21 protein-coding genes and 1 other RNA gene are annotated in these 21,047 nt (G+C 57.8%); 10 read left to right on the top strand and 12 right to left on the bottom strand.

Features of this window, described 5'->3' with window-relative positions; translation table 11 throughout:
• The 5 genes from J7416_RS04935 (at window position 1) to J7416_RS04915 (ending at window position 8,229) form a co-directional block, all read left to right on the top strand.
• Window positions 1-1,044 carry a zinc-dependent alcohol dehydrogenase family protein gene (locus J7416_RS04935; RefSeq protein WP_209223599.1) on the top strand — a complete coding sequence of 348 codons (1,044 nt, stop codon included), beginning with the start codon at window positions 1-3 and terminating at the stop codon, window positions 1,042-1,044.
• A gap of 11 nt (window positions 1,045-1,055) precedes the next feature.
• Entirely contained in the window at window positions 1,056-1,724 is a 669-nt protein-coding gene (gene purQ, locus J7416_RS04930) for a phosphoribosylformylglycinamidine synthase subunit PurQ (protein ID WP_209223597.1), read from the top strand.
• Window positions 1,725-1,760: 36 nt separating this feature from the next.
• Entirely contained in the window at window positions 1,761-3,539 is a 1,779-nt protein-coding gene (locus J7416_RS04925) for an ATP-binding protein (protein WP_209223595.1), read from the top strand.
• 12 nt (window positions 3,540-3,551) lie between these two features.
• Window positions 3,552-4,886 (top strand): sigma-54 dependent transcriptional regulator, encoded by a 1,335-nt coding sequence (locus J7416_RS04920; RefSeq protein WP_108858689.1) that lies wholly within the window; start codon window positions 3,552-3,554, stop codon window positions 4,884-4,886.
• A 508-nt stretch (window positions 4,887-5,394) separates the two neighbouring features.
• The gene (locus J7416_RS04915; protein ID WP_209223593.1) at window positions 5,395-8,229 is read left to right on the top strand and encodes a ribonuclease E/G; all 2,835 of its coding nucleotides are present in this window, start codon (window positions 5,395-5,397) and stop codon (window positions 8,227-8,229) included.
• Window positions 8,230-8,272: 43 nt separating this feature from the next.
• On the opposite strand, the gene J7416_RS04910 is transcribed toward J7416_RS04915, so the two are convergent.
• Entirely contained in the window at window positions 8,273-8,506 is a 234-nt protein-coding gene (locus J7416_RS04910) for a sulfurtransferase TusA family protein (protein ID WP_209223826.1), read from the bottom strand.
• Between the two features lie 105 nt (window positions 8,507-8,611).
• Between J7416_RS04910 and J7416_RS04905 the strand changes: the two genes are divergently transcribed.
• The 4 genes from J7416_RS04905 (at window position 8,612) to J7416_RS04890 (ending at window position 12,942) form a co-directional block, all read left to right on the top strand.
• Window positions 8,612-9,364: a cytochrome c biogenesis protein CcdA gene (locus tag J7416_RS04905; protein ID WP_170425098.1), complete on the top strand. Its 753-nt coding sequence runs from the start codon at window positions 8,612-8,614 to the stop codon at window positions 9,362-9,364.
• Window positions 9,365-9,427: 63 nt separating this feature from the next.
• Window positions 9,428-10,642, top strand: coding sequence for a hypothetical protein (locus J7416_RS04900; RefSeq protein ID WP_209223591.1), 1,215 nt, complete (start codon window positions 9,428-9,430; stop codon window positions 10,640-10,642).
• Window positions 10,639-11,988 carry a cytochrome P450 gene (locus J7416_RS04895; RefSeq protein WP_209223589.1) on the top strand — a complete coding sequence of 450 codons (1,350 nt, stop codon included), beginning with the start codon at window positions 10,639-10,641 and terminating at the stop codon, window positions 11,986-11,988. Before J7416_RS04900 ends, J7416_RS04895 begins: the two co-directional genes overlap by 4 nt.
• 72 nt (window positions 11,989-12,060) lie before the next feature.
• The gene (locus J7416_RS04890; protein ID WP_209223587.1) at window positions 12,061-12,942 is read left to right on the top strand and encodes a fructose bisphosphate aldolase; all 882 of its coding nucleotides are present in this window, start codon (window positions 12,061-12,063) and stop codon (window positions 12,940-12,942) included.
• A 3-nt stretch (window positions 12,943-12,945) separates the two neighbouring features.
• On the opposite strand, the gene J7416_RS04885 is transcribed toward J7416_RS04890, so the two are convergent.
• From J7416_RS04885 to fumC, 4 genes are read right to left on the bottom strand one after another with little or no spacing between them, the layout of a single operon-like run.
• Complete coding sequence (locus J7416_RS04885) at window positions 12,946-13,548, bottom strand: DNA-3-methyladenine glycosylase I (protein ID WP_209223585.1); 603 nt, start codon at window positions 13,546-13,548, stop codon at window positions 12,946-12,948.
• 58 nt (window positions 13,549-13,606) lie between these two features.
• On the bottom strand, window positions 13,607-13,828 hold the full coding sequence (locus tag J7416_RS04880) for a ribbon-helix-helix domain-containing protein (RefSeq protein WP_209223583.1): 222 nt from the start codon (window positions 13,826-13,828) through the stop codon (window positions 13,607-13,609).
• Entirely contained in the window at window positions 13,825-14,001 is a 177-nt protein-coding gene (locus tag J7416_RS04875) for a DUF4169 family protein (protein ID WP_209223581.1), read from the bottom strand. Before J7416_RS04875 ends, J7416_RS04880 begins: the two co-directional genes overlap by 4 nt.
• A complete protein-coding gene (fumC, locus tag J7416_RS04870; protein WP_209223579.1) occupies window positions 14,001-15,395 on the bottom strand; it encodes a class II fumarate hydratase in 1,395 nt (464 codons plus the stop codon). The genes J7416_RS04875 and fumC overlap by 1 nt, the downstream gene beginning before the upstream one ends.
• A 207-nt stretch (window positions 15,396-15,602) precedes the next feature.
• Between fumC and J7416_RS04865 the strand changes: the two genes are divergently transcribed.
• Window positions 15,603-16,166 (top strand): hypothetical protein, encoded by a 564-nt coding sequence (locus J7416_RS04865; protein ID WP_348540245.1) that lies wholly within the window; start codon window positions 15,603-15,605, stop codon window positions 16,164-16,166.
• Window positions 16,167-16,199: 33 nt separating this feature from the next.
• On the opposite strand, the gene J7416_RS04860 is transcribed toward J7416_RS04865, so the two are convergent.
• The 7 genes from J7416_RS04860 to J7416_RS04830 form a co-directional block, all read right to left on the bottom strand.
• Entirely contained in the window at window positions 16,200-16,661 is a 462-nt protein-coding gene (locus tag J7416_RS04860; RefSeq protein WP_209223576.1) for a ClpXP protease specificity-enhancing factor SspB, read from the bottom strand.
• Window positions 16,662-16,737: 76 nt separating this feature from the next.
• Entirely contained in the window at window positions 16,738-17,991 is a 1,254-nt protein-coding gene (gene chrA / locus J7416_RS04855; protein WP_209223574.1) for a chromate efflux transporter, read from the bottom strand.
• Entirely contained in the window at window positions 17,988-18,803 is an 816-nt protein-coding gene (locus J7416_RS04850; RefSeq protein ID WP_209223572.1) for a sulfurtransferase/chromate resistance protein, read from the bottom strand. The genes chrA and J7416_RS04850 overlap by 4 nt, the downstream gene beginning before the upstream one ends.
• Before the next feature lie 126 nt (window positions 18,804-18,929).
• Window positions 18,930-19,361 (bottom strand): ester cyclase, encoded by a 432-nt coding sequence (locus J7416_RS04845; RefSeq protein WP_209223570.1) that lies wholly within the window; start codon window positions 19,359-19,361, stop codon window positions 18,930-18,932.
• Between the two features lie 100 nt (window positions 19,362-19,461).
• Window positions 19,462-19,834, bottom strand: a transfer-messenger RNA (tmRNA) gene (gene ssrA / locus J7416_RS04840).
• A 36-nt stretch (window positions 19,835-19,870) separates the two neighbouring features.
• Entirely contained in the window at window positions 19,871-20,233 is a 363-nt protein-coding gene (locus J7416_RS04835) for a DUF4345 family protein (protein ID WP_209223568.1), read from the bottom strand.
• Between the two features lie 10 nt (window positions 20,234-20,243).
• On the bottom strand, window positions 20,244-20,975 hold the full coding sequence (locus J7416_RS04830; protein ID WP_209223566.1) for a FadR/GntR family transcriptional regulator: 732 nt from the start codon (window positions 20,973-20,975) through the stop codon (window positions 20,244-20,246).
• Between the last annotated feature and the right edge of the window lie 72 nt (window positions 20,976-21,047).

Raw genomic sequence — 21,047 nt, 5'->3', positions numbered from 1 at the left:
ATGCGGGCTGCGCGTCTGATCACCTATCGTCAGCCCCTTGAGCTGGCGACCGTTGCTGACCCGGAACCGGCAGAGGACGGCGTTGTCGTGCGTGTGCTGGCCTGCGGCGTTTGCCGCTCGGATTGGCACGCGTGGTCAGGCTCGGACCCCGATGTTGTTCTTCCCATGACCCCGGGGCATGAATACTGCGGCGAGGTGGTCGCAGTCGGCCCGCGTGTCAGCCGTTGGAAGGTCGGGGACAGGGTGATCGCACCTTTTATCCTGGCTTGTGGTCATTGCCCGGATTGCGCCCAAGGACATCAGACCATCTGCGCGGATCAGGTCGTGCCGGGCTTTACCTGCGACGGGGCTTTTGCCGAATATATTGCTGTCGCGCATGCAGATGCCAATCTGACGGCGCTTCCTGATACGCTTGCTCCGGAAATTGCAGCGGCGCTGGGGTGTCGCGTTACAACTGCATGGCAGGCGCTGGTCGGGCGCGCGCAGTTGCAAGGCGGGGAATGGCTGGCCGTATACGGCGGCGGCGGTGTTGGGATTTCAACGCTGTTGCTGGGCAAGGCGTTGGGCGCACGCGTTGTCGTGGTCGATATTGCCGACGACAAACTGGCCTATGCCAAAAGCCTTGGCGCCGACGCGGTGGTGAATGCTGCAACGGACGATGCGCCTCAGGCCGTCAAAGACATCACCGGCGGTGGTGCTCATGTCGCGATTGAGGCTTTGGGGATTGAAACCACCACCGTTGCTTCCCTCAAGTCTCTGCGCAAACTGGGGCGTATGGTACAAATCGGCATGCCAACCGGCGATCATGCCGAGATGTCCCTGCCGATGGATGTTCTGTACTCGGGTCAATTGGCCGTCTATGGAACGCGGGGTATGCCAAGCTGGCGGTATCCCTCACTTATTTCGCTGATTTCTGGCGGATCAGTTGATCTGAGCCCGCTCGTGACGCGAAAGATAACCTTGAATCAGGTGAGTGATGAGCTTGCCGCTTTCGACCATCCAGCACCGCCGGGTGTTGCCGTGGTCACCGATTTTGTCTCGTAGGAGGGCCCGCCATGCGCGCAGCTGTCATCGTATTCCCCGGGTCCAACTGTGACCGTGATCTGGCCGTCGCTTTTGAACAGGCGGGGTTTCAGGTCGATATGGTCTGGCACAAGGATGCCGCACTGCCTGCGGGCGTGGACATTGTCGGTGTGCCGGGTGGTTTTTCCTATGGTGACTACCTGCGCTGCGGTGCCATCGCCGCGCAATCGCCGATCTGCAAGGCCGTGGTCGAACATACAGAACGTGGTGGATATGCGCTCGGCGTCTGCAACGGGTTTCAGATCCTGACCGAAACCGGCATCCTGCCCGGTGCACTGCTGCGCAATGCCGGTCTGAAATACATCTGCCGTACAGTCGGCCTGAAAGTGGAAACCAGCGACAGCGCCTTTACCGAGGGCTATAACGCTGGCGATGTGATCGGTATCCCAATCGCGCACCACGACGGCAACTTTTTCGCGGATGATGAGATGCTGGCCAAACTGAAAGACCAGGATCGCATCGCGTTCACCTATACCGAGAATCCGAACGGCTCGGTCGGTGACATTGCCGGTATCCTGTCCGAGAACCGCAGGGTCTTGGGGATGATGCCACACCCCGAACGTGCGGCGGACGAGGGTCACGGTGGAACTGACGGGACGGCATTGTTCCGCGCATTGTCTGGCGTTCTTGCTCCCGCGTGACTTGAGCTTGCGCCCCAGCCCGCGTAACTTTCCGGGATGAGTTCCGAAGTTCGCTCTAGCTGGTCCTTTCTGACAAAACCATTTCGCGGTGCGCCATTGGGTTGGCGGCTGCGGGCGGCGGTCATTTTCTTGTTGATCGCGACGGTTACGACAGTTTACGTGACCAACCGGCTTCTGACCGACCGTTTTACCGAGTCAACTCGGAACCGCGCCGAGGTGCGGCTGGCCCTGTACTCCGGGAACCTGCTAAGTGAACTCCGCAGGAACGCGATTGTTCCTCAGCTTCTGGCCCGCGATCCCACCCTGATTTCTGCCCTGCAATCCAGTGACTATTCGCTTTCTACTCAGCGTTTGATCTCGTTCGTCGAAGAGATTGGCGCGGCGTCGCTGATGCTTTTGGACGGGGATGGGCGGTCGGTTGCCGCAACCGACCGGGCGCGGTTGGGTGAGGCGCATCGCAACTCGCCCTATTTCATCGACGCGATCCGGTCGAACTCGACGATCTTTACGGTGATCCAGACCGAGTCCGGCGGCTACAGCTTTGTCTATTCACGCAGAATCGAGGCCAACTCTGAGATTCTGGGTGTTATCGTGGTTGAGGTCGATCTGCAGAAATTCGAACGTGCCTGGGCCGGTATCTCTGATGCGGTGATGGTGACCGACAGTACCGGAGCCATCATTCTGACGACCGAACCGCAATGGCGCGGCCTTGAAGAAAATGCCGCAATGCTGCGCCAGCCTCCGCAGGGTGCCATTCAGCGCGCTATTCGGGCAACGACCGATTGGACAGCACTGCCGCCTGATGCCTATCTGCAGGGCGAAGCGGTGATGCGGATGGAGACGCGCATCCCGTTCCGGGGATGGAAAATGACGTCGTTCACCACCTATCAATCGATTCGCGAAAAGGTGAACAGCGTAATCGCGCTCGAGATCATGGGCTTTGCGATTCTTCTGGCGTTGACCTTTTACGCGCTGAGCCGCCGCGCCACGTTCCGCATGGCTTTGTTCCAGCGCGAGTCGGCAGAGCTTCGCGCATTGAACACAAGGCTAAAGCGGGAAATTGCTGAGCGCGAACGGGTTGAAAAGACGCTGGAAGTTGCCGAACAGACCCTGGCCCAAAGCTCGAAACTGGCAGCCCTGGGCGAGATGTCAGCTGCCGTCAGTCATGAGCTCAATCAACCTCTGGCTGCAATGAAGACATATCTCGCCGGCGCGCGCCTGTTGTTACGCCGCAACCGCTCGGAAGAGGCGCTGGCAAGCTTTGGCCGGATTGACGGGCTGATCGAGCGGATGGGGGCGATTACCCGGCAGCTTAAGTCCTATGCGCGAAAGGGGGCGGACGCGTTTTCCCCTGTAAATCTTAGCGAAGCACTGGCCGCATCCCTGTCGATGATGGAGCCTCAGCTGAGGCAGCGGCATGTCAAGATTACCCAGATCCTGCCGGATGAACCGGTGTTGGTTATGGGGGACCGAATGCGGATCGAACAGGTCATGGTGAACCTCTTGCGCAACGCGCTGGACGCCACCAAATCGGTAAGCGAGCCGGACGTGGAAATCATACTGGCGGCAGGTGATATGGCGGTGCTGACCGTGCGCGATAATGGCTATGGAATCGAGGACATCGAAAACCTGTTCGAACCGTTCTATACTACCAAGCAACCCGGTGATGGGGTTGGTCTGGGGCTTGCCATCTCTTCCGGGATCGTGAACGACCATGGCGGACGGCTGACTGCTCGCAACAGCCCGCAAGGTGGGGCGGTGTTCGAAATGCAGTTGCCGATACTTGGAAGCGACGGCCTTGAAGCCGCGGAATAACGAGGAATGATTATGGCACAGGCCATGAAGATCGCCATTGTGGATGACGAACAGGACATGCGCCAGTCGATCAGCCAATGGCTGGCACTGTCGGGATATGACACGGAAACCTTTGCCAGCGCCGAGGATGCGTTGAAGGTTTTGGGACCCGAATATCCGGGCATCGTGATCTCGGACATCAAAATGCCCGGTATGGACGGCATTCAATTGCTGAAAAAGCTGATGGGCGCAGACAGTACGCTGCCGGTCATCATGATCACCGGCCATGGCGACGTACCCATGGCGGTTGAGGCGATGCGCGTTGGTGCGTTTGATTTCCTGGAAAAACCCTTCAACCCGGACCGCATGTCGGAACTGGCCAAACGTGCCAGCAATGCGCGGCGTTTGACCCTGGACAACCGGGCCCTGCGGCGCGAGCTGTCGGGTGGCACGCAGATCATGAACAAGCTGATCGGGGCGAGCCCGGTCATGGAGCGGCTTCGCGAAGACATTCTGGACCTGGGGCAGGCCGACGGTCATGTGCTGATTGATGGCGAGACCGGTACGGGCAAAACCCTGGTGGCACACGCGCTTCATGCCGTTGGCAGCAGGGCGGGCAAGAAATTCGTTCTGGTCTCTTGCGCGGCGCTTGAGGAAGAAGCGCTGTCCAAGCGCCTGTTCGGCCCGATGATGCCTGAAGACGCACAATTGCCCGCCATCGAAGAGGCGCGCGGTGGCACCCTTGTGTTGGAGGATGTCGAAGCGCTGAGCGATACGCTTCAGGCGCGCCTTTTGAGCGTGATGAACGATCAGGGAACCCCGGCCGAGACGCGTATCATCGCAATCTCCAACCTGCAGGAGGCAGGCAAGACCAGCGAAGACGTTCTGCGCCCCGACCTGTTCTATCGCCTAGCAGCGCTCCGGATCACCATGCCGCCATTGCGTCAGCGGGGAGAGGACATCCTGACGCTGTTCACGCGGCTGAGCGAGCAATTCTCGGAAGAATACGGGTGCGAAGCGCCGCAGGTGAGCGCTCAGGAGGCTGCTCAACTGTTGCAAGCCCCCTGGCCAGGAAATGTACGTCAGTTGATTAACATCGCGGAACGTGCGGTCCTTCAATCGCGCCGCGGCTCGGGCACGATTGCGTCGCTATTGATGTCCGATCACGAGGAAATGCAGCCGGTTATGACGACCGAAGGCAAGCCTCTCAAGGAATATGTCGAAGCGTTCGAGCGGATGCTGATCGACAATACGATGCGTCGCCACAAGGGCTCTATAGCCTCTGTAATGGACGAGTTGTGCCTGCCGCGCCGGACGCTAAACGAGAAGATGGCGAAATACGGGCTGCAGCGCTCGGACTATCTGTAAGGCAAAGAGGGGGCCAGCCCCCTCTTGAGCCTGCGGCTCAATTCACCCCCGGGATATTTTTGGCCAGATGAAGAGATCCCGGGGCCTCGTATTGGTCTTCTCGCAGTTTGCCCATTGTGTTTTCCACAGGACTGCTTTTATTGTGTCCGAACGGGCAGGGCTAATTTGCGCCCAAAAGTCCCGAATCTTTGAGTTTCGCTGCTCTGCTGTGGATGGTGATCAATCCCGCGCGGCAAAGCAGACCGATTGTGCCCCATAGGGGCAGTAGAACGCCTGAGCCCGCAGATGTGGGCGAAAGGAACAAATGGGCAGGCAGCGGCCAGAGCCGCACCTGTCGGAGAAGAACCGCGATGACGCGCGCGCAACGATTGAGTGTACGGGCAGGGGGCCACAGCGCCAGACCCTGCCGCGCGCCGTCCGATATCGCCCTGACAAGACACCACCCCAAAAGCGCCTGTCCTCCCGGACGGGTAAGGACAACGCGTTTGGCGCGGTGCACCAAGGAAACATGGCTAAGAAAATGCTTATCGATGCCACCCACGCGGAGGAAACCCGCGTCGTGGTGGTTGACGGAAACAAGGTCGAGGAGTTCGATTTTGAATCCGAAAACAAACGTCAGCTTGCTGGCAACATCTATCTTGCAAAAGTAACTCGGGTTGAGCCGTCCCTGCAGGCGGCCTTTGTGGATTACGGCGGAAATCGGCATGGTTTCCTGGCGTTTTCCGAAATTCATCCTGACTACTACCAAATCCCTGTCGCTGACCGTGAGGCGCTGATGGAGGAAGAGCGCGCCTATGCCGAAGCAATGAAGGCGCGGGATGAGGCCGAAGAATCCAAGCCGAAAAAGCGTCGCTCGCGGTCGCGGACGAAAGCCGCGGATGTGAAATCCGATGATGCGGTCGAGTCGATTGAGGTTTCGAACGAACCCACCGGCATGGAGACAATTGATCTGGATGAAGGTGAAGAGGGGGCAGATGTGCCTGTGCCTGAAGGCACCTCTCCGGTCGAACTTGTTGCTGAAACGCCTGTCGAAGAACCAGAAGATACAGTCGAAGAACCTGCTGAGGCTGAATCCGACGCAGTCGAAGACGAAGCGCAAACTCCAGTAGCGGAAGATTCGTCGGAACAGGAAGAGCCATCAGAGGCCGCGGCCGAAGAAGCCGCTGAGCCCGACGCGCCAGAGGCTGTTAAAGAACAGCAAAAAGACGCAGACGTTGAGGACGCTCAGGCGTCCGCAGAGGTCGAGGAAGAAAGCGCGAAATCCGAAGACGCTGATGAGACCGAAGCGCGTTCAGATGCGACGGAGAAAGACGACTCGATCGAATCCGTGGCCGACGAAGATGACAGCGAAGACATCCGTCCGCCGCGCAAACCGCGGCCGCGCCGGTACAAGATTCAAGAAGTCATCAAAGTTCGTCAGGTCCTGCTGGTGCAGGTCGTCAAGGAAGAGCGTGGGAACAAAGGCGCTGCGCTGACCACATACCTGTCGCTGGCCGGTCGCTATTGCGTTCTGATGCCCAACACAGCGCGCGGTGGCGGGATCAGCCGCAAAATCACCAACGCGCCGGATCGCAAGAAGCTTAAAGAAATCGCTGCGGATATCGATGTGCCGACGGGTGCTGGTCTGATTATTCGGACCGCGGGCGCCAAGCGTACGAAATCCGAGATCAGACGCGATTATGAATACCTCCAGCGTATGTGGGAGCAGATTCGCGAACTGACCCTGCAATCCATTGCGCCAGCGAAAATCTACGAGGAAGGTGATCTGATCAAAAGATCGATCCGCGACCTCTATAACCGTGAGATTGATGAGGTTCTGGTCGAAGGCGAAGGCGGATACCGCATCGCAAAGGACTTCATGAAGATGATCATGCCGTCCCACGCCAAGAACGTGAAGCGGTATGAGGACGCGCTGCCGTTATTCGCACGCTATCAGGTGGAAAGCTATCTGGCCGGGATGTTCAACCCGACCGTACAGCTGAAATCCGGCGGCTATATCGTGATCGGCGTGACCGAAGCGCTTGTGGCGATTGATGTGAACTCGGGCCGGGCCACGAAGGAAGGGTCGATCGAGGAAACCGCGCTTAAGACCAACCTTGAGGCCGCCGAAGAAGTCGCGCGCCAGCTGCGTCTGCGTGACCTCGCAGGTCTGATCGTTATCGACTTTATCGATATGGACGAGCGCAAAAACAACTCGGCTGTCGAAAAACGTCTGAAGGAAAAGTTGAAAACCGACCGTGCGCGTATTCAGGTGGGCCGCATCTCGGGCTTTGGCCTGTTGGAGATGAGCCGTCAGCGTCTGCGCCCCGGTATGCTTGAAGCGACCACGCAACCGTGCCCGGCGTGTCATGGCACCGGTCTGATCCGCTCGGACGACAACATGGCACTGTCGATCCTGCGTCAGATCGAAGAAGAGGGCACCCGCCGTCGCTCTCGTGAAGTATTGGTCCGTTGCCCTGTCAGCATCGCCAATTTCCTGATGAACCAAAAACGCGAGCATATCGCGCAAATCGAGGCACGCTATGGTCTGTCTGTGCGCCTGGAAGGTGATGTGCATCTGGTCAGCCCCGATTTCTCGATGGAGAAGTTCAAGACCGCCAGCCGGGTTGTTCCCGAAGCCAGTGCGCCTGTGGTCTCGGTCGATGCGTCCCTGATGGATCTCGTCGACGCGGACGAAGAAGAACAGTTCCAAGAAGAGGCGGTTCAGTCGGAAGAAGAGACCAAGCCCAAGCGCAAACGCCGCCGTCGTCGTCGGAAGAAAAGCAATGGGTCCGGTGAAACCCCCGAGGTGAATGCCGAAGAGGGTGACGCAGCGGCTGCTGAAGCCAAGACCGGCGCTGAAGACGAAGCGAAACCCGAGGGTGAAAGCGCTGAGCCTGCGGAAGAGGAAAAGGCGGCAAAGCCGAAACGCCGCCGCGCACCCCGTCGCAAGAAGAAAGACGCAGAAGCGGTTGAAGCAGCAGAAGAAACTGCTACCGAAGCTGCAACGGAAGAAACTGCGGAACAAGCTGTTGCGGAAGGCGCGGATGCACCGGCGGAGACTGCTGTTGAGGCTGTTTCGGAAGAACCGCCATCGGAAACGGCTAAAGAAGCTGCCGAAGATGCGGAACCGGTTGCTGCCGTAGCCGAGCAGCCCGAGCCCGACGCGGAAACCGTGGCCGAGGTTGAGCCCGTTCAAGCAGAACAGCCAGAACCAGCGGCGGAAATCGCCTCCAATGAGCCGCAGGAGCCTGCGGACGTAGCGGTCGAAGAGAAACCCGAACCGGTACTGGAGGTCGTAGCCGAAGAACCGGAGCAGCCTGCCAAGCCGAAACGACGCGGCTGGTGGTCGCTAGGTCAATAACCAGAAAAGGCGGGCCAGGTGCCCGCCTTTTTCTTTTCAACCCTCAGTCGGATTTTTGGATCAGATAGATCTGGTGCCCGTCAGCTTCTTCCTGCGATAAAAGTTGATGGCCGCTTTCGACGCAGAAATGCGGGACATCGACTATAGCGGCCGGATCATCAGCCAGCACACGCAGCACGGCCCCGGCAGGCATAGATTTCAAGCGTTTGCGCGCTTTGAGAACGGGCAGAGGGCACAAAAGTCCCAGCGCATCGAGTGTTTCTGACGGATTTGACATAAGGTTCAGATATTTCCACTTTGGCGCGGTGTCCAGCATGCAACCACGAGGATGTGACCGAATAGCCCCGTGACGCCGCCGCTCAGGTAACATATGTGCTGATGCATGTTCGGAATTGACATCATAGACGCGGGCCTGCTGCCTGCCATGTTCATCGCGCTGCTGGGTGGTCTGATCAGCTTTCTGTCGCCTTGCGTGCTGCCCATCGTGCCGCCTTATCTGGCGTATATGAGCGGCGTGACAATCCATGAGATGCAGGATCAGGCCCAGGCGCGGCGTAAGGCTACTCTGGCTGCTTTGTTCTTTGTTCTGGGCCTATCCACGGTGTTTTTGCTGTTAGGGTTCACGGCCTCCGCCTTCGGGGCCTTTGTGCTGCAGAATCAAGTTCTGTTTGCCAAGCTCTCGGGCGCGGTGGTGATTGTCTTTGGTCTGCACTTTCTGAACGTATTCCGGATCCCGTTTCTGGACCGCGAAGCGCGGATCGAGACCGGCGATTCCGGTGGGTCCGTATTTGGCGCCTATATTCTTGGTCTGGCTTTTGCCTTTGGCTGGACCCCATGCATCGGGCCCCAATTGGGGGCGATCCTGTCGCTTGCAGCGTCCGAGGCCTCGGTCGCACGTGGTACTTTGCTGCTGGGTGTCTACGCCGCTGGTCTGGGTATTCCGTTCCTGCTGGCGGCTATGTTCCTTAACCGCTCGATGTCGGTGATGAACCGGATCAAGCCCTATATGGGCACGATCGAGAAGGTGATGGGCGGCTTGTTGCTGTTCGTCGGCATCATGCTGATCACCGGCCTGTTCACCGAGTTTAGCTGGTGGCTGTTGGAAACCTTCCCGGCATTGGCGAATTTCGGGTGATCCACTGATCCGGCTTACCTTGACGCTCAGCCTGCGTTAACCTGCACCGCAGAAGGTAAGGCCATGAGCAGTCGGAATAATCATCCATTGGTGCGCAAACGCCGGGTATTCTACATTCCCGGCTACGATCCGATTCCGCCGCGCCGCTATCGCGAGCTCTACCGCACCGAAAGCGCCCTGCAGGCCGAGATCTCTGACTACCAGATCTCGGTATCAGCGAAATCAGGTGATGGTCCCTATGGCTGGCACGTGACATCCAGGCAGGGCGGGGTCGAGGTGTCGGTGGACCTGGATGTTCTGGTCTGGTCCGATATCGTGCGCGACAGTATGTCAACGTCGATCCCAGCAACTTACCTGCAGCTGTTTCGTACCGCGTGGACCTATATCTCGACCGGTACGCTGCGGCGTCTGATGCGGTTGCGAAAGGGGCCGGTGATAGCGGCCCTATATCCGGTTGGGATGCTTTTGGCGCAATTGTTTCTGGCGATTGTTCTGACACTCGCCCTGTCGTGGGCATTCCGCCCGTTCCTAGGATGGATTGGGATGATCCCAGCCGTTGCTGCGGCCTGTGGGCTGCTCATCTGGTTTCGCAAGCTCGATGGCAAGTTATACGCCTATTATCTGATGCATGATTACGCCTATTCCGCGCGGCTCAGAGGCGCGACACCGAACGAACTGCACCAGCGTTTGCGCAGCTTTAGCGCTCAGATCCGCGACGCGTTGCAGTCGGATGTCGATGAGGTACTGGTCGTCGGTCATAGCTCGGGCGCGCATCTGGGGGTAAGCGTGCTGGCCGATCTGATCCGAGCGGGTGGACTGCGCAAGGATAGGCCAGAGCTTTCATTCCTGTCATTGGGGCAGGTGGTGCCCATGGTCTCGTTCCTGCCAGACGCCCAGGATTTGCGGGCGGACCTGCAGCTTCTGTCTACGCAAGATGACCTGACATGGGTTGACGTCTCAGCCCCCGGTGACGGGTGTTCCTTCGCTTTATGCGATCCAGTCGCTGTCAGTGGTGTCGCGGGAACGGGCAAAAAATGGCCGCTGGTCCTGTCAGCCGCGTTTACCCAGACGCTGTCGCCTGAACGGTGGGAGGCGCTGCGCTGGAAATTCTTTCGCCTGCATTTCCAATATCTTTGCGCGTTCGATTATCCTGAACGATACGACTATTTCAGCATCACAGCCGGCCCTCAAACCTTATGGCAACGGTTTCGGGATCGCACTCCGTCGAAATCCAGGGTGGAAGAGGCGGTCTCGAAATACACAACGGTGAAGGCATGACACCGCCCAAGCCCTCACCACGCCCGGACAAGGTCTCGCTCTGGCGGTATATGAAGCTGTTCCGTAAGGACATTCTTTCAGCTCAGCCGCAAAGACTGTACCGCGCCTGGATGGCCGAGTTTCGTACGCCTTTCTTTCGATCCTACCTGATAAACCAGCCCGAACTTATTGATACCGTTCTGAAAAAGCGTCCCGAAGATTTCCCTAAATCGAACAGGATCAGTGAGGGGTTGAGACCCTTGCTAGGCGAGTCCGTGTTCCTGACAAATGGCGAGACTTGGAAGCGTCAGCGGCGGATCATCGATCCGGCGTTCGAAGGCGGTCGCCTGAAAGATACCTTTTCTGCGATGCATGTCGCGGGTCAGGCCGCAGTGGACCGTTTGCACCCGCAAGTTGGCGCGGTCGTGGAATGTGAAGAGATCACCAGCCACATCGCGGCAGACGTGATCTTTCGCACGTTGTTTTCGGTCCCCATTGAACACGAGGTGGCAGCGCAAGTCTTCGATAAGTTCCGGAGCTACCAACGCGAACAGCCTATTTTGAATCTCGCGGCCTTTGTCCCGCTGCCAAAATGGTTGCCGCGTCTTCACTCAAGGCGCACCCGGAAAAATGCAAAAGAAATCAGAAGGCTAATCCAGCGTCTTACAGCAGAACGCACCGAGCTGATCGCGCGCGGACGTGCTCCTGATGATCTGGCGACTAAGATCATGACGACGCGTGACCCTGAAACTGGGCATGGTTTCGACACGCAGGAAATGGTCGACCAGGTCGCGATCTTCTTTCTGGCGGGCCATGAAACCAGCGCCTCGGCACTGGCTTGGACGCTGTACCTGATGGCGATGTACCCCGAATGGCAGGCCAGGGTGGCCGAGGAGGCCGTGGCGCTCGACACGGCTGACTTTGCTGTCATGTCCCGACTAAAGCTCAGCCGGGATGTGTTCCGCGAAGCGCTGCGGCTTTATCCGCCGGTTCCCATGATGGTGCGCGAAGCCACCTGTCCCGAGCGGTTTCGCGACCGGGACGTGCCCGAAGGCGCGCAGATTGTCATCAGCCCATGGCACTTGCACCGTCAGGAAAGGCTCTGGGACCGCCCGGATGCCTTTGACCCAACCCGGTGGGAGACCGAGAACGGTAAAACCTGTCAACGCAACGCCTTTATTCCGTTTTCGGCTGGTTCGCGGGTGTGCACAGGGGCGGGGTTCGCCATGATCGAAGGCCCACTGCTTTTGTCTATGCTGCTAAGGCACTATCGGTTCGAACTGGTCGAAGGCCAAACGCCCGTTCCCGTGGCTCATTTGACCGTTCGATCGAAGGACGGCATTTGGTTGCGGTTGGTTGAGCGCTAACAAACTACCATCGCTGATCGGCTTGCTGTATGCGGTTTGAAAATGCGGAATCATATTGAACGGGAAAGTCTTATGTCCTTAGCAGAACAGCGCGCACAAATGTCCAACGGCGCAGGTTTTATCGCAGCATTGGATCAAAGCGGTGGTTCGACCCCAAAGGCGCTGGCGCTGTATGGCGTGGACGCCTCGGAATACAGCTCGGATGAAGAGATGTTCGGTGAAATCCAGCAGATGCGCGCGCGGATCATCCTGGCGGATGACTTCACCAAGGACAAAGTGATTGGTGCTATCCTGTTCGAACGGACCCTGGGCGAGGAAATCGACGGTCGAAAGGTGGCCGACTATCTCTGGTCGGTGAAAGGCATCGTGCCATTTCTCAAGATCGACAAGGGCTTGGAAGACCAAGCAAATGGCGTTCAGATGATGAAACCCATTCCCGGTCTCGCAGACACGCTGGCCAAAGCAGAAGGTGTGTTCGGTACCAAAGAACGTTCCGTCATTCACGAAGCCAACGCCGAAGGCATCGCCGCTGTGGTGGCGCAGCAATTCGATGTCGCGCGTGAAGTCGTCGCCGCAGGCATGGTTCCGATTGTCGAGCCCGAGGTGAACATCAACTCGACGTCGAAGGCCGAAGCCGAAGACATTCTGAAAGCTGAAATCCTGAAGAACCTCGACCAGTTGGACGATGGGCAGGACATCATGCTCAAGCTGACCATCCCCAGCCAGGCGGACCTGTTTGACGAATTGGCGGATCACCCGCGTGTTCTGCGTGTGGTGGCCCTGTCGGGCGGCTATTCGACCGAGCAGGCCTGTGATCTGCTGGCGCAGAACGGCAAGATGATCGCGTCTTTCTCGCGCGCTTTGACCGAAGGCCTGTCGAAACAGCAATCCGATGCCGAATTCAACTCGGCCCTGGGTGGAAACATCGACAAGATCTTCCGCGCGTCTGTCTGAGCGCTAGACGGGTTTGGTGAAATCGCGGCGCAAACGCGCCGCTTTTTCCCGCATCACGCAGTCTGTAGCGTGGTCATTCACCAAACCCATCGCCTGCATAAAGGCGAAAACGGTCGTGGGGCCGACGAACTTCCATCCGCGTTTCTTCAGATCCTTGGACATGGCCACGGATTCAGGCGACGTCGAGGCGGTCTGAGGGGCAGGCGGCACCTCTGCCTCATATCGCCAGACATAAGTGGCCAGAGAACCCTCGGCGGCGATCAACTCTTGTGCGCGACGGGCGTTATTGATGACGGCCTCGATTTTTCCGCGGTGGCGTATGATGCCGGCATCTTGCAACAGCCGAGCGACGTCCACATCACTAAACGCAGCCACTGCATTGATTTCAAAGCCTTTGAACGCTTCGCGAAAGTTCTCGCGTTTAGCTAATATCGTGCGCCAGCTGAGACCTGACTGAAAGCTTTCGAGGCACAGCTTTTCGAACAAGCGCTGGTCGTCTCTGACCGGGTAACCCCATTCCTGATCGTGGTACTCAAAAAACTCGGGCGCGGCTTGGCACCACGCGCAGCGCGTTTTGCCATCTGGTCCGTCAATAGTGCTGGTCATCTAAGTTCCCCATTTGTTCCAAATGAGAATACTCCGATGCAGCCTTGCGTCGCAAGGGTCAACCGCGGTCGCGATACCAGTTCAGGACAAACACCCGAATAGCCGATGCCAGCCCGGTTCCAGGGTCTCGCGCGACATCTATATCTGCCGCTAACGCGTTGATCGGTTGATTTTTCTCTTCCGCGATGTCGCGAAAAGCACGCCAGAATTCATCTTCAAGCGAAACCGACGTGCGATGCCCCTTGAGCGTCAGGGAGCGCTTTATGGGCCGACCGCTCATTCATCCAGTTCGTGACCGTCGAGGTCACGCTTCTGTTTTTCTTGCTGCAGTTTGTCGGCATTCTTTTCGGCCTTCGTTCGCCCAAACGCCACAGCGTTTTGGTCTGCGCGGGCCTTGCTTTCGGCCCGCGCTTTTTCTTTTCTGAACCGGTTCAGGTTGACCGGCTTGCCCATCAGTCTTTCGGGCCGATCATGTGTTCGGGGCGAACGACCGCGTCAAAGGTCTCTTCATCGACAAAGCCCAGCGCGATGGCCTCTTCCTTGAGGGTCGTGCCGTTCTTATGCGCCGTCTTGGCGACAGTGGTGGCGTTGTCATACCCGATGGTCGGCGCCAGCGCGGTCACCAGCATCAGCGATTCCTTCATCAGCTTGTCGATGCGCGGCTCATTGGCCTTGATGCCCAGCAGCATCCGCTCGGTAAAGCTGTCGGTGGCATCGCCCAGCAGTTGGATGGACTGCAGAAGGTTGTACGACATCATCGGGTTGTAGACGTTCAGCTGGAAGTGGCCCTGTGAGCCCGCAAACTTCATCGCCGCGTCATTGCCCATCACATGAGCCGCCACCTGTGTCAGCGCCTCGGCCTGTGTCGGGTTGACCTTGCCGGGCATGATGGACGAACCGGGTTCGTTTTCCGGCAGGATCAGCTCGCCCAGACCAGAGCGCGGACCGGAGCCCAGAAAGCGGATGTCGTTGGCGATTTTGTAGCAAGAGCCCGCAATCGTCGCCAAAGCACCCGACAGGAAAACCATCGCGTCATGGGCCGCCAGAGCTTCGAACTTGTTGGGGGCGGTGACGAAGGGCAGGCCGGTGATGTCGGCCATGTTCTTGGCCACGGCCTCATCCCAGCCGCCATGCGTATTCAGACCTGTCCCAACGGCGGTACCGCCTTGGGCCAGTTCATATATACCGGGCATTGCGGCCTCGACCCGGGCGATGCCCTGACGGATTTGGTGCGCATAGCCACCGAATTCCTGTTCCAGCGTCAGCGGCGTCGCGTCTTGCGTGTGCGTACGACCGATCTTGATGATGCCTGTGAACTCTTTTGCCTTGGCTTCCAACGCCGAGGCAAATTTCTCCAGACCCGGCATCAGCACGTCACGCACACTCATCGCAGTGGCGATGTGCATCGCGGTCGGGAAGGTGTCGTTCGAGGACTGGCCCATATTGCAGTGGTCGTTCGGGTGCACCGGATCCTTGGAGCCGATCACGCCGCCCAAAATCTCGATCGCGCGGTTGGCAATGACCTCGTTCGAGTTCATGTTCGATTGTGTGCCCGAACCGGTCTGCCACACGACCAGAGGGAAGTTGTCGTCAAACTTGCCCTCGACCACTTCACCCGCAGCCTGAATGACAGCATCCGCGATCGTTGCGTCCAGCTTGCCGATGGCTTTGTTCTCTATCGCGCAGGCCTTTTTGATCACGCCCAGCGCGCGCACGATGGCTACGGGCTGTTTTTCCCAGCCGATCGGGAAGTTCATGATCGAACGTTGCGTTTGAGCACCCCAATACTTGTCGGCGGGAACCTCCAACGGGCCAAAGCTGTCGGATTCGGTGCGGGTCTGGGACATCGGTCACTCCGTCTTGTATGCAGTCGCATGCCGTTTACCCGTGACAGCGTCATCGCGCAATCGGCCAGTTGGGCGCACCATAAGCTCAACACTGCCAAAGGTATAGGCGCATGGGTGCGTCATTTTTCTTTTGCACAGGGACATTAGGGCCATTGTGTGCGCGCAGCGCTCGGCTAGAATGACAAAATCACAGAACCGGAGGGTCCAGTGCTCCTGATTTCCCGAATTCACCCGCACAGGCTGATTGCAATGACCTTTGGTGCATTGTTTTGGGCGGCTTGTTTTACCCTTCAGGCGCAGGCGGGTGACATAAAGCCCTTTGTCGGAGATTATGTCGGTTCTGCCAATGTAGTCGATGACGATGGCACTGAAACGCCCCGGGACATGAGTGTGTCTATCCATGAGACGAAAGAGGGCTTCAACGTCAGCTGGAAGACCACGACCTACAAACCCGATGGCCGTGTCAAAGAGCAGTCGTTTTCAATCGACTTTAAACAATCGGATCGGTCTGATGTCTACTCGGCTGCGATGAAGCGCAATGTGTTCGGCCATGAAGTGCCTTTGGACCCGATGCAGGGCGAGCCCTTTGTGTGGGGCCGGATCGAAGGCCAAACTCTGACCGTGTTTTCGTTGTTCATCGATGAAAAGGGTGGCTATGAGCTGCAACAGTTCGACCGCACACTGGCAGAAGGCGGGATGAACCTGTCGTTCTCGCGGTTCCGTAATGGTGTGAAGTCGCGGTCTGTAGAGACCTTCCTCGAGAAAAAATAAACCCCGCGCGCGGCGGGGTTTACAGGTCGAAGCTTACTTTCGGAAGCTGTCCAGCGAGACGACGTCAGCGTCATGTTGGACCGGTGGTTCCTCGACCTCGATCGTTTCCTCAACGATATGCGTGGCGACCTCATCCTCATCCTCGGGGCTTTCGAAGCGCAGTCCGAATTCAACGGACGGGTCCACGAACGTTTTGATCGCCGTATAGGGGATATACAGCGGCTCTGGCGCATCGCCAAAGTTCAGCGTGATCGCAAAGCCCTCGTCACCAACTTCAAGGTTTTCGAACCAATGCTGCATGACAATGGTCATCTCTTCTGGATACCGGTCATGGAGCCAATCCGCCAGTTCGACACCGTCTTGCCTTGTATCGAAAGTGATGAAGAAATGATGTGCCCCAGGAAGGCCGTTCTCGGCCACGTTGGTCAGAACCTTCTGGATCAACCCGCGCATCGCGGTGTGCATCAGGGTTCCGTAATCAATGTCCTGCGGCATGTGTCATCCTCAAAAGTGGTTATCCCAAGCATAGGCGATTCCTTGGGAAACGAAAGACTGCGCGTAACTGGATTGTTTAAAGAAAGTGCAACCCGAGTCCGACTGCAGCCATTATGGTCAGCGTCAACCCCATGCCGAATTTTAGCTTGAATATCAACACCCCGGCCGCGACCGTCAGAGCCAAAGCCTGCAGGTTCAATGTCGCCACCTCGGGCCATGGCAGGCTTAGGATACCCCATGATTTTTGTGGGATCGTTCCAAAAAGAACGTTCAGCGCGAACCACACCGAAAGGTTGAGAATCACGCCAACCACCGCGGCCGTTATCCCATGCAGAGCGGCAGATAACCTGGGTCGCGCCGCCAACTGGTCAAGATATGGCGCGGCAAGGAAAATCCATAGGAAGCAAGGCACAAATGTCGCCCACAATGCGACCGCACCTGCCGCCAGTGCCAACGGCATGCCCCCGGTGATCTGACCAGTCAGCATGGCCACGAACTGGGTCACCAGGATCAGCGGTCCAGGCGTTGTTTCTGCAAGGCCCAATGCGTCAATCATCTGATCGGTCGTAATCCACTGATACTGATCCACGACGGTCTGGGTCATGTACGCCAGTACTGCGTAAGCCCCGCCAAAGGTGACCACGGCGAGGCGGGCAAAGAACCAGCCCAGATCGCTCAACAGGTCCTGTCCGGTCACAGTCAGCAAAACTAGAGGGCCCAGCCAAAGCGTAAGCCAGACAGCACTGGTCCGCAGCGGCCGTGCGGCACTTGAAGCGGGTGGGGCAATGCCTGTTGAGGCGTCGCCCTTGAAACTGAAATAGCCCCAAACAGCGGCAGCCAGAATGATCAGCGGGAAGGGCAGATCAAAGGCAAAGATGGCTATGAAGCCAAGCCCGGCAATGACCTTGTGCTCAGAATCCGTCAGAGCCTTGCGAGACAGGTTTCTGAGCGCCTGCAGAACGATGACGATGACTGTCGCCTTAACGCCCAGAAAACCAGCCTGCACCAAAGGCAGATCGCCGAATGCGGCATACAGGCCGACCAGCACAGCGATGATCATCGCGCCGGGCAGGACAAAGAGACCACCGGCGATCAGCCCTCCGCTTACGCCGCGCAACCGCCAACCCGCATAGGTGGCGAGTTGCATCGCCTCGGGGCCGGGCAACAGCATGCACAGTGACAGCGCGCGCAGGTAGGTCTGCTCGTCCAGCCAGGAGCGTTTCTCCACCAGTTCCTGATGCATAAGCGAAATCTGTGCAGCGGGCCCCCCGAAGGACAGCAAGCCGATGCGTCCAAAGATGCGAACCAAATCCGTCAGTGAAGGAGTCATGACTTGCGATCCGTTGGCCAGTCATGCCGTTCTTCGAACCCATCCCGCGCCCAACGGTACAGTGCATCATACAAATGCATACCCGCCGCCAAAGCTTCGTGGTCGTCGCGATATTGGCGGGACAAGCCCACTGATACGGCCAGCAGACCCGCCGCTTCGGGGGCAAGGTCGTGGCGATTGGTGTCGGCCGCACGCACCACGGTTGCCAGCCGATCCAGCGCGGGAGAGCGCAGCGTGAACTCGTCCAACATGGTGTCAAAGGTGCAGCGGTCCTGTCGATGGCTCCAAAAGGTGTTCTCGATATCGAACGGGGTCGCGTCAAAGATGGCGGCGGCGGCTTCGACCTCAGAGGGCGCGACAAACATGAACCGGGCGCGGGGATCGACAAAACGACGGATCAACCAAGGGCAGGCGATGCGGTCGATCTTTGGGCGATGTCGGGTGATCCAAAGCGAACCCTCTGGCCGCAGCATCTTGAGCATTGAGGCCGGTACACGGGGCGCATCTGTTGTCTCGCGCCAAGCGACCATTCCGCCTTCAAGGTATTCAGCTTGTGCGCCGTTGCTGCGAAGCATCGAAACAACGGCTTGGCTGAGCTTTTTGCCTTTTTGGCAGATCACGACGGCGGGGCGGTCAGCGATCAAAGCCGCCAGCCCCGCGACGTCGCGGGCTGAATGGCGAACCGAGCCTGGGATCAGATAAGGATCGGCCTCAAAATCCGCGTCGACACAGATATCGATCAGCATCGGCGCCTTGGGCGTTCCGATGAGCTTTAGCAATTGCTTTGGGGTTATGGCATTGGGCGCGGGCACAGCATGTCTCCTGGTTTTGTCGGATCCATGCGAAACTTGGGCTGACGCCTCACGGGGTGTTCGCAATCTTACCCCATGGCTCTAGCTACCGCGTAAGCGCCAGAGGGGTCAAGATTGCGAAAGACTTCAGGCCCAGTCCAGCCGTTGACCGGTCATACACACCGGTAGTGTGTCCTGCGGAAACTGTCCAAGCTGTTCGAACAGCGAAATAAAGTCGAACTGATTATACGCCTCAACCATGCGGCCATCCTTGATCCGGCCAAAGACACTGCCAGTGGCTTGTAGCGGCGCGCCGTTGTCGGCCCGTGTTGTGCGCAAGTGAATAATGGCCGAAACCCAATCGCCGTATTCGACGACTTTAGGCATTTCGACTTTGATATCACCCAGGATGTGGCGGAAAGCCATGACCAGATCGCGAAAATCGTCCGCGCCGACCTGCATCTCAGGAATAAGGCCTTCGGCCGTGGTGTCCGGCGTGAAATACTGATCGATGGCGTCGGTATTCCCGTTTTCCCAAACCTCTGAATACCATTCTCTGAGTAAATCTGCGTGCGACATCCCAGCTCTCCTGATTCTGTTGAGGTCAGCATGAGACGAAAGAATGAAAAAACTCTGAACATGTGCACGTTCAGGCAAAAAACTCAGACTTTAAGTGGGAAATGCAGGTTTCTGTTGCCAGGTACCTGCGAACCCCGCCTTACGCGGCTAGGCGTAAGGGCTTAAGTTTCGGTCTTGTTACTGCTTACGCAGCAACTGCAACCGGAGCACGATTGTCGTTTGCAATTGTACTATTTTCGCCGGTAACGGTGGCAGACAGCCGAGACAAAGCTAACCCCTTTAGACGTTCGTCGATCCTATTTCGGCCCCCCGATTCTGAAAGAGTTCCTCAAACGAAGGATACCTCCAGAAGGTATATGGTGGAGCCGCCGGGTACCGCCCCCGGGTCCGATCCGCTTATTACGAGCGCGTTTATGTCCATAGTCCCGAAGGACATACCCTATATAGGAGAGCCGCCGACCGGATGCAAACCGGGAATTCGCATCGCGATAGCAATTGATAACAGAGACTTAAGTCGCCCTGTTGATGTTCGCCAAAATTAACCAAAGTGCCAGAACCAGTTCGATTCCACCAAAAGTCGCTGCTTTGACCAAGGGCGGGTTGTCCAGAGCGACCGACACGAACCGACCCAAGGCCGCACCCGCATAGACCACGCCCAGCATCGCGTAGGCCATTGGGTTGTTCAGCCATAGAACAGCTATTCCGGTAACAACGAACAGCCCACCGACCGAGGCGCGCATCTCGCTCAGGCCCATGTTGCTGTCGGTTGTCGTCAGATCCAATGCCCCCAAGGTGAAATTGGGTGCCAGAAAGCCAAACATGCCAAACGCGATCGTCAATAGCGCGGCAATCACGTTCAAAGCAGTGGTCATCCTGATCTCCTTACGCGGGTTTACGGCGCTGTTGCGCGACATCCTGCGCCAATTGTCGCGTGTAATTCTCTAACTCAATCAACGTCACATCAACCTTTTCCCCATCCCGGCTTTCCAGCGCATCGGCAATCTGGCTGTGAAGGGCGATGATCGCTTCGCGGGAACGCGCGGTGAAGGTGATCATATTCATCAGGGGCTGCATAGCCTCGACCGCCCCGGCGAGTTGATAAGACAGAACGGGGTTGCCGGCACCATCCACAAGGGCCCGGTGAAAGGCCACATCCGATGCGCAGAACGCCTCGTCCGTCAGGCCCGGCTGGCTTTGTCGGTGAATCTCGGCCCGCATAGTGGCCAGTTGATCTGCGGTTCGACGCTGTGCCGACAGGGCAGCGCAAGCCCGTTCAAGCGCAAAGCGCGCCTCGCACGCGGTGTCGAAGCTGACGGCGTTCATTGACAGCAAGAGGGTCGAGGTCGTTATCTGCTGCGAATACGCATTCTCGAAACTCAGGCGGTTCACAAATGCACCACCGCTTGCGCCACGTTGCGTGCGGATCAAAGACTGTGCCGCAAGCCGTTTCAACGCCTCGCGCACAGTAGGGCGCGACACTTGGAACTGTTCGGACAGTTCCGCTTCGGACGGAAGGCGTTCGTCCACGATCAATTGTCCCGAAATGATGGCGTCGCGGATAGCCTGCGCAATCTGCGCCGACAGATCGGCAGGTTTTTTTGGGTCGATTTTCATATTCCGGGGACCATTGGTGAGATTTTATTTGTCTGACATTTAAAAGTCTGACATTTCAAAAGCAAGAACTGA

The sequence above is a fragment of the Ruegeria sp. R14_0 genome, assembly GCF_017743975.1.
In the GTDB taxonomy this organism is placed as follows: domain Bacteria; phylum Pseudomonadota; class Alphaproteobacteria; order Rhodobacterales; family Rhodobacteraceae; genus Ruegeria.
The sequence above is the reverse complement of the archived record's forward strand: the minus strand, read 5'-3'. Positions and strand labels throughout refer to the sequence as shown.

Bases quoted from the DNA above. Each gene is read 5' to 3' on its own strand.
- J7416_RS04885 (WP_209223585.1), bottom strand. From the start codon at position 13,548: ATGACCAGCACTATTGACGGACCAGATGGCAAAACGCGCTGCGCGTGG.
- fumC (WP_209223579.1), bottom strand. From the start codon at position 15,395: ATGTCCCAGACCCGCACCGAATCCGACAGCTTTGGCCCGTTGGAGGTT.
- J7416_RS04935 (WP_209223599.1), top strand. From the start codon at position 1: ATGCGGGCTGCGCGTCTGATCACCTATCGTCAGCCCCTTGAGCTGGCG.
- J7416_RS04890 (WP_209223587.1), top strand. From the start codon at position 12,061: ATGTCCTTAGCAGAACAGCGCGCACAAATGTCCAACGGCGCAGGTTTT.
- chrA (WP_209223574.1), bottom strand. From the start codon at position 17,991: ATGACTCCTTCACTGACGGATTTGGTTCGCATCTTTGGACGCATCGGC.
- J7416_RS04905 (WP_170425098.1), top strand. From the start codon at position 8,612: ATGTTCGGAATTGACATCATAGACGCGGGCCTGCTGCCTGCCATGTTC.
- J7416_RS04875 (WP_209223581.1), bottom strand. From the start codon at position 14,001: ATGGGCAAGCCGGTCAACCTGAACCGGTTCAGAAAAGAAAAAGCGCGG.
- J7416_RS04845 (WP_209223570.1), bottom strand. From the start codon at position 19,361: ATGTCGCACGCAGATTTACTCAGAGAATGGTATTCAGAGGTTTGGGAA.
- J7416_RS04830 (WP_209223566.1), bottom strand. From the start codon at position 20,975: ATGAAAATCGACCCAAAAAAACCTGCCGATCTGTCGGCGCAGATTGCG.
- J7416_RS04880 (WP_209223583.1), bottom strand. From the start codon at position 13,828: ATGAGCGGTCGGCCCATAAAGCGCTCCCTGACGCTCAAGGGGCATCGC.
- J7416_RS04835 (WP_209223568.1), bottom strand. From the start codon at position 20,233: ATGACCACTGCTTTGAACGTGATTGCCGCGCTATTGACGATCGCGTTT.
- J7416_RS04910 (WP_209223826.1), bottom strand. From the start codon at position 8,506: ATGTCAAATCCGTCAGAAACACTCGATGCGCTGGGACTTTTGTGCCCT.
- J7416_RS04900 (WP_209223591.1), top strand. From the start codon at position 9,428: ATGAGCAGTCGGAATAATCATCCATTGGTGCGCAAACGCCGGGTATTC.
- J7416_RS04860 (WP_209223576.1), bottom strand. From the start codon at position 16,661: ATGCCGCAGGACATTGATTACGGAACCCTGATGCACACCGCGATGCGC.
- purQ (WP_209223597.1), top strand. From the start codon at position 1,056: ATGCGCGCAGCTGTCATCGTATTCCCCGGGTCCAACTGTGACCGTGAT.
- J7416_RS04925 (WP_209223595.1), top strand. From the start codon at position 1,761: ATGAGTTCCGAAGTTCGCTCTAGCTGGTCCTTTCTGACAAAACCATTT.
- J7416_RS04895 (WP_209223589.1), top strand. From the start codon at position 10,639: ATGACACCGCCCAAGCCCTCACCACGCCCGGACAAGGTCTCGCTCTGG.
- J7416_RS04920 (WP_108858689.1), top strand. From the start codon at position 3,552: ATGGCACAGGCCATGAAGATCGCCATTGTGGATGACGAACAGGACATG.
- J7416_RS04915 (WP_209223593.1), top strand. From the start codon at position 5,395: ATGGCTAAGAAAATGCTTATCGATGCCACCCACGCGGAGGAAACCCGC.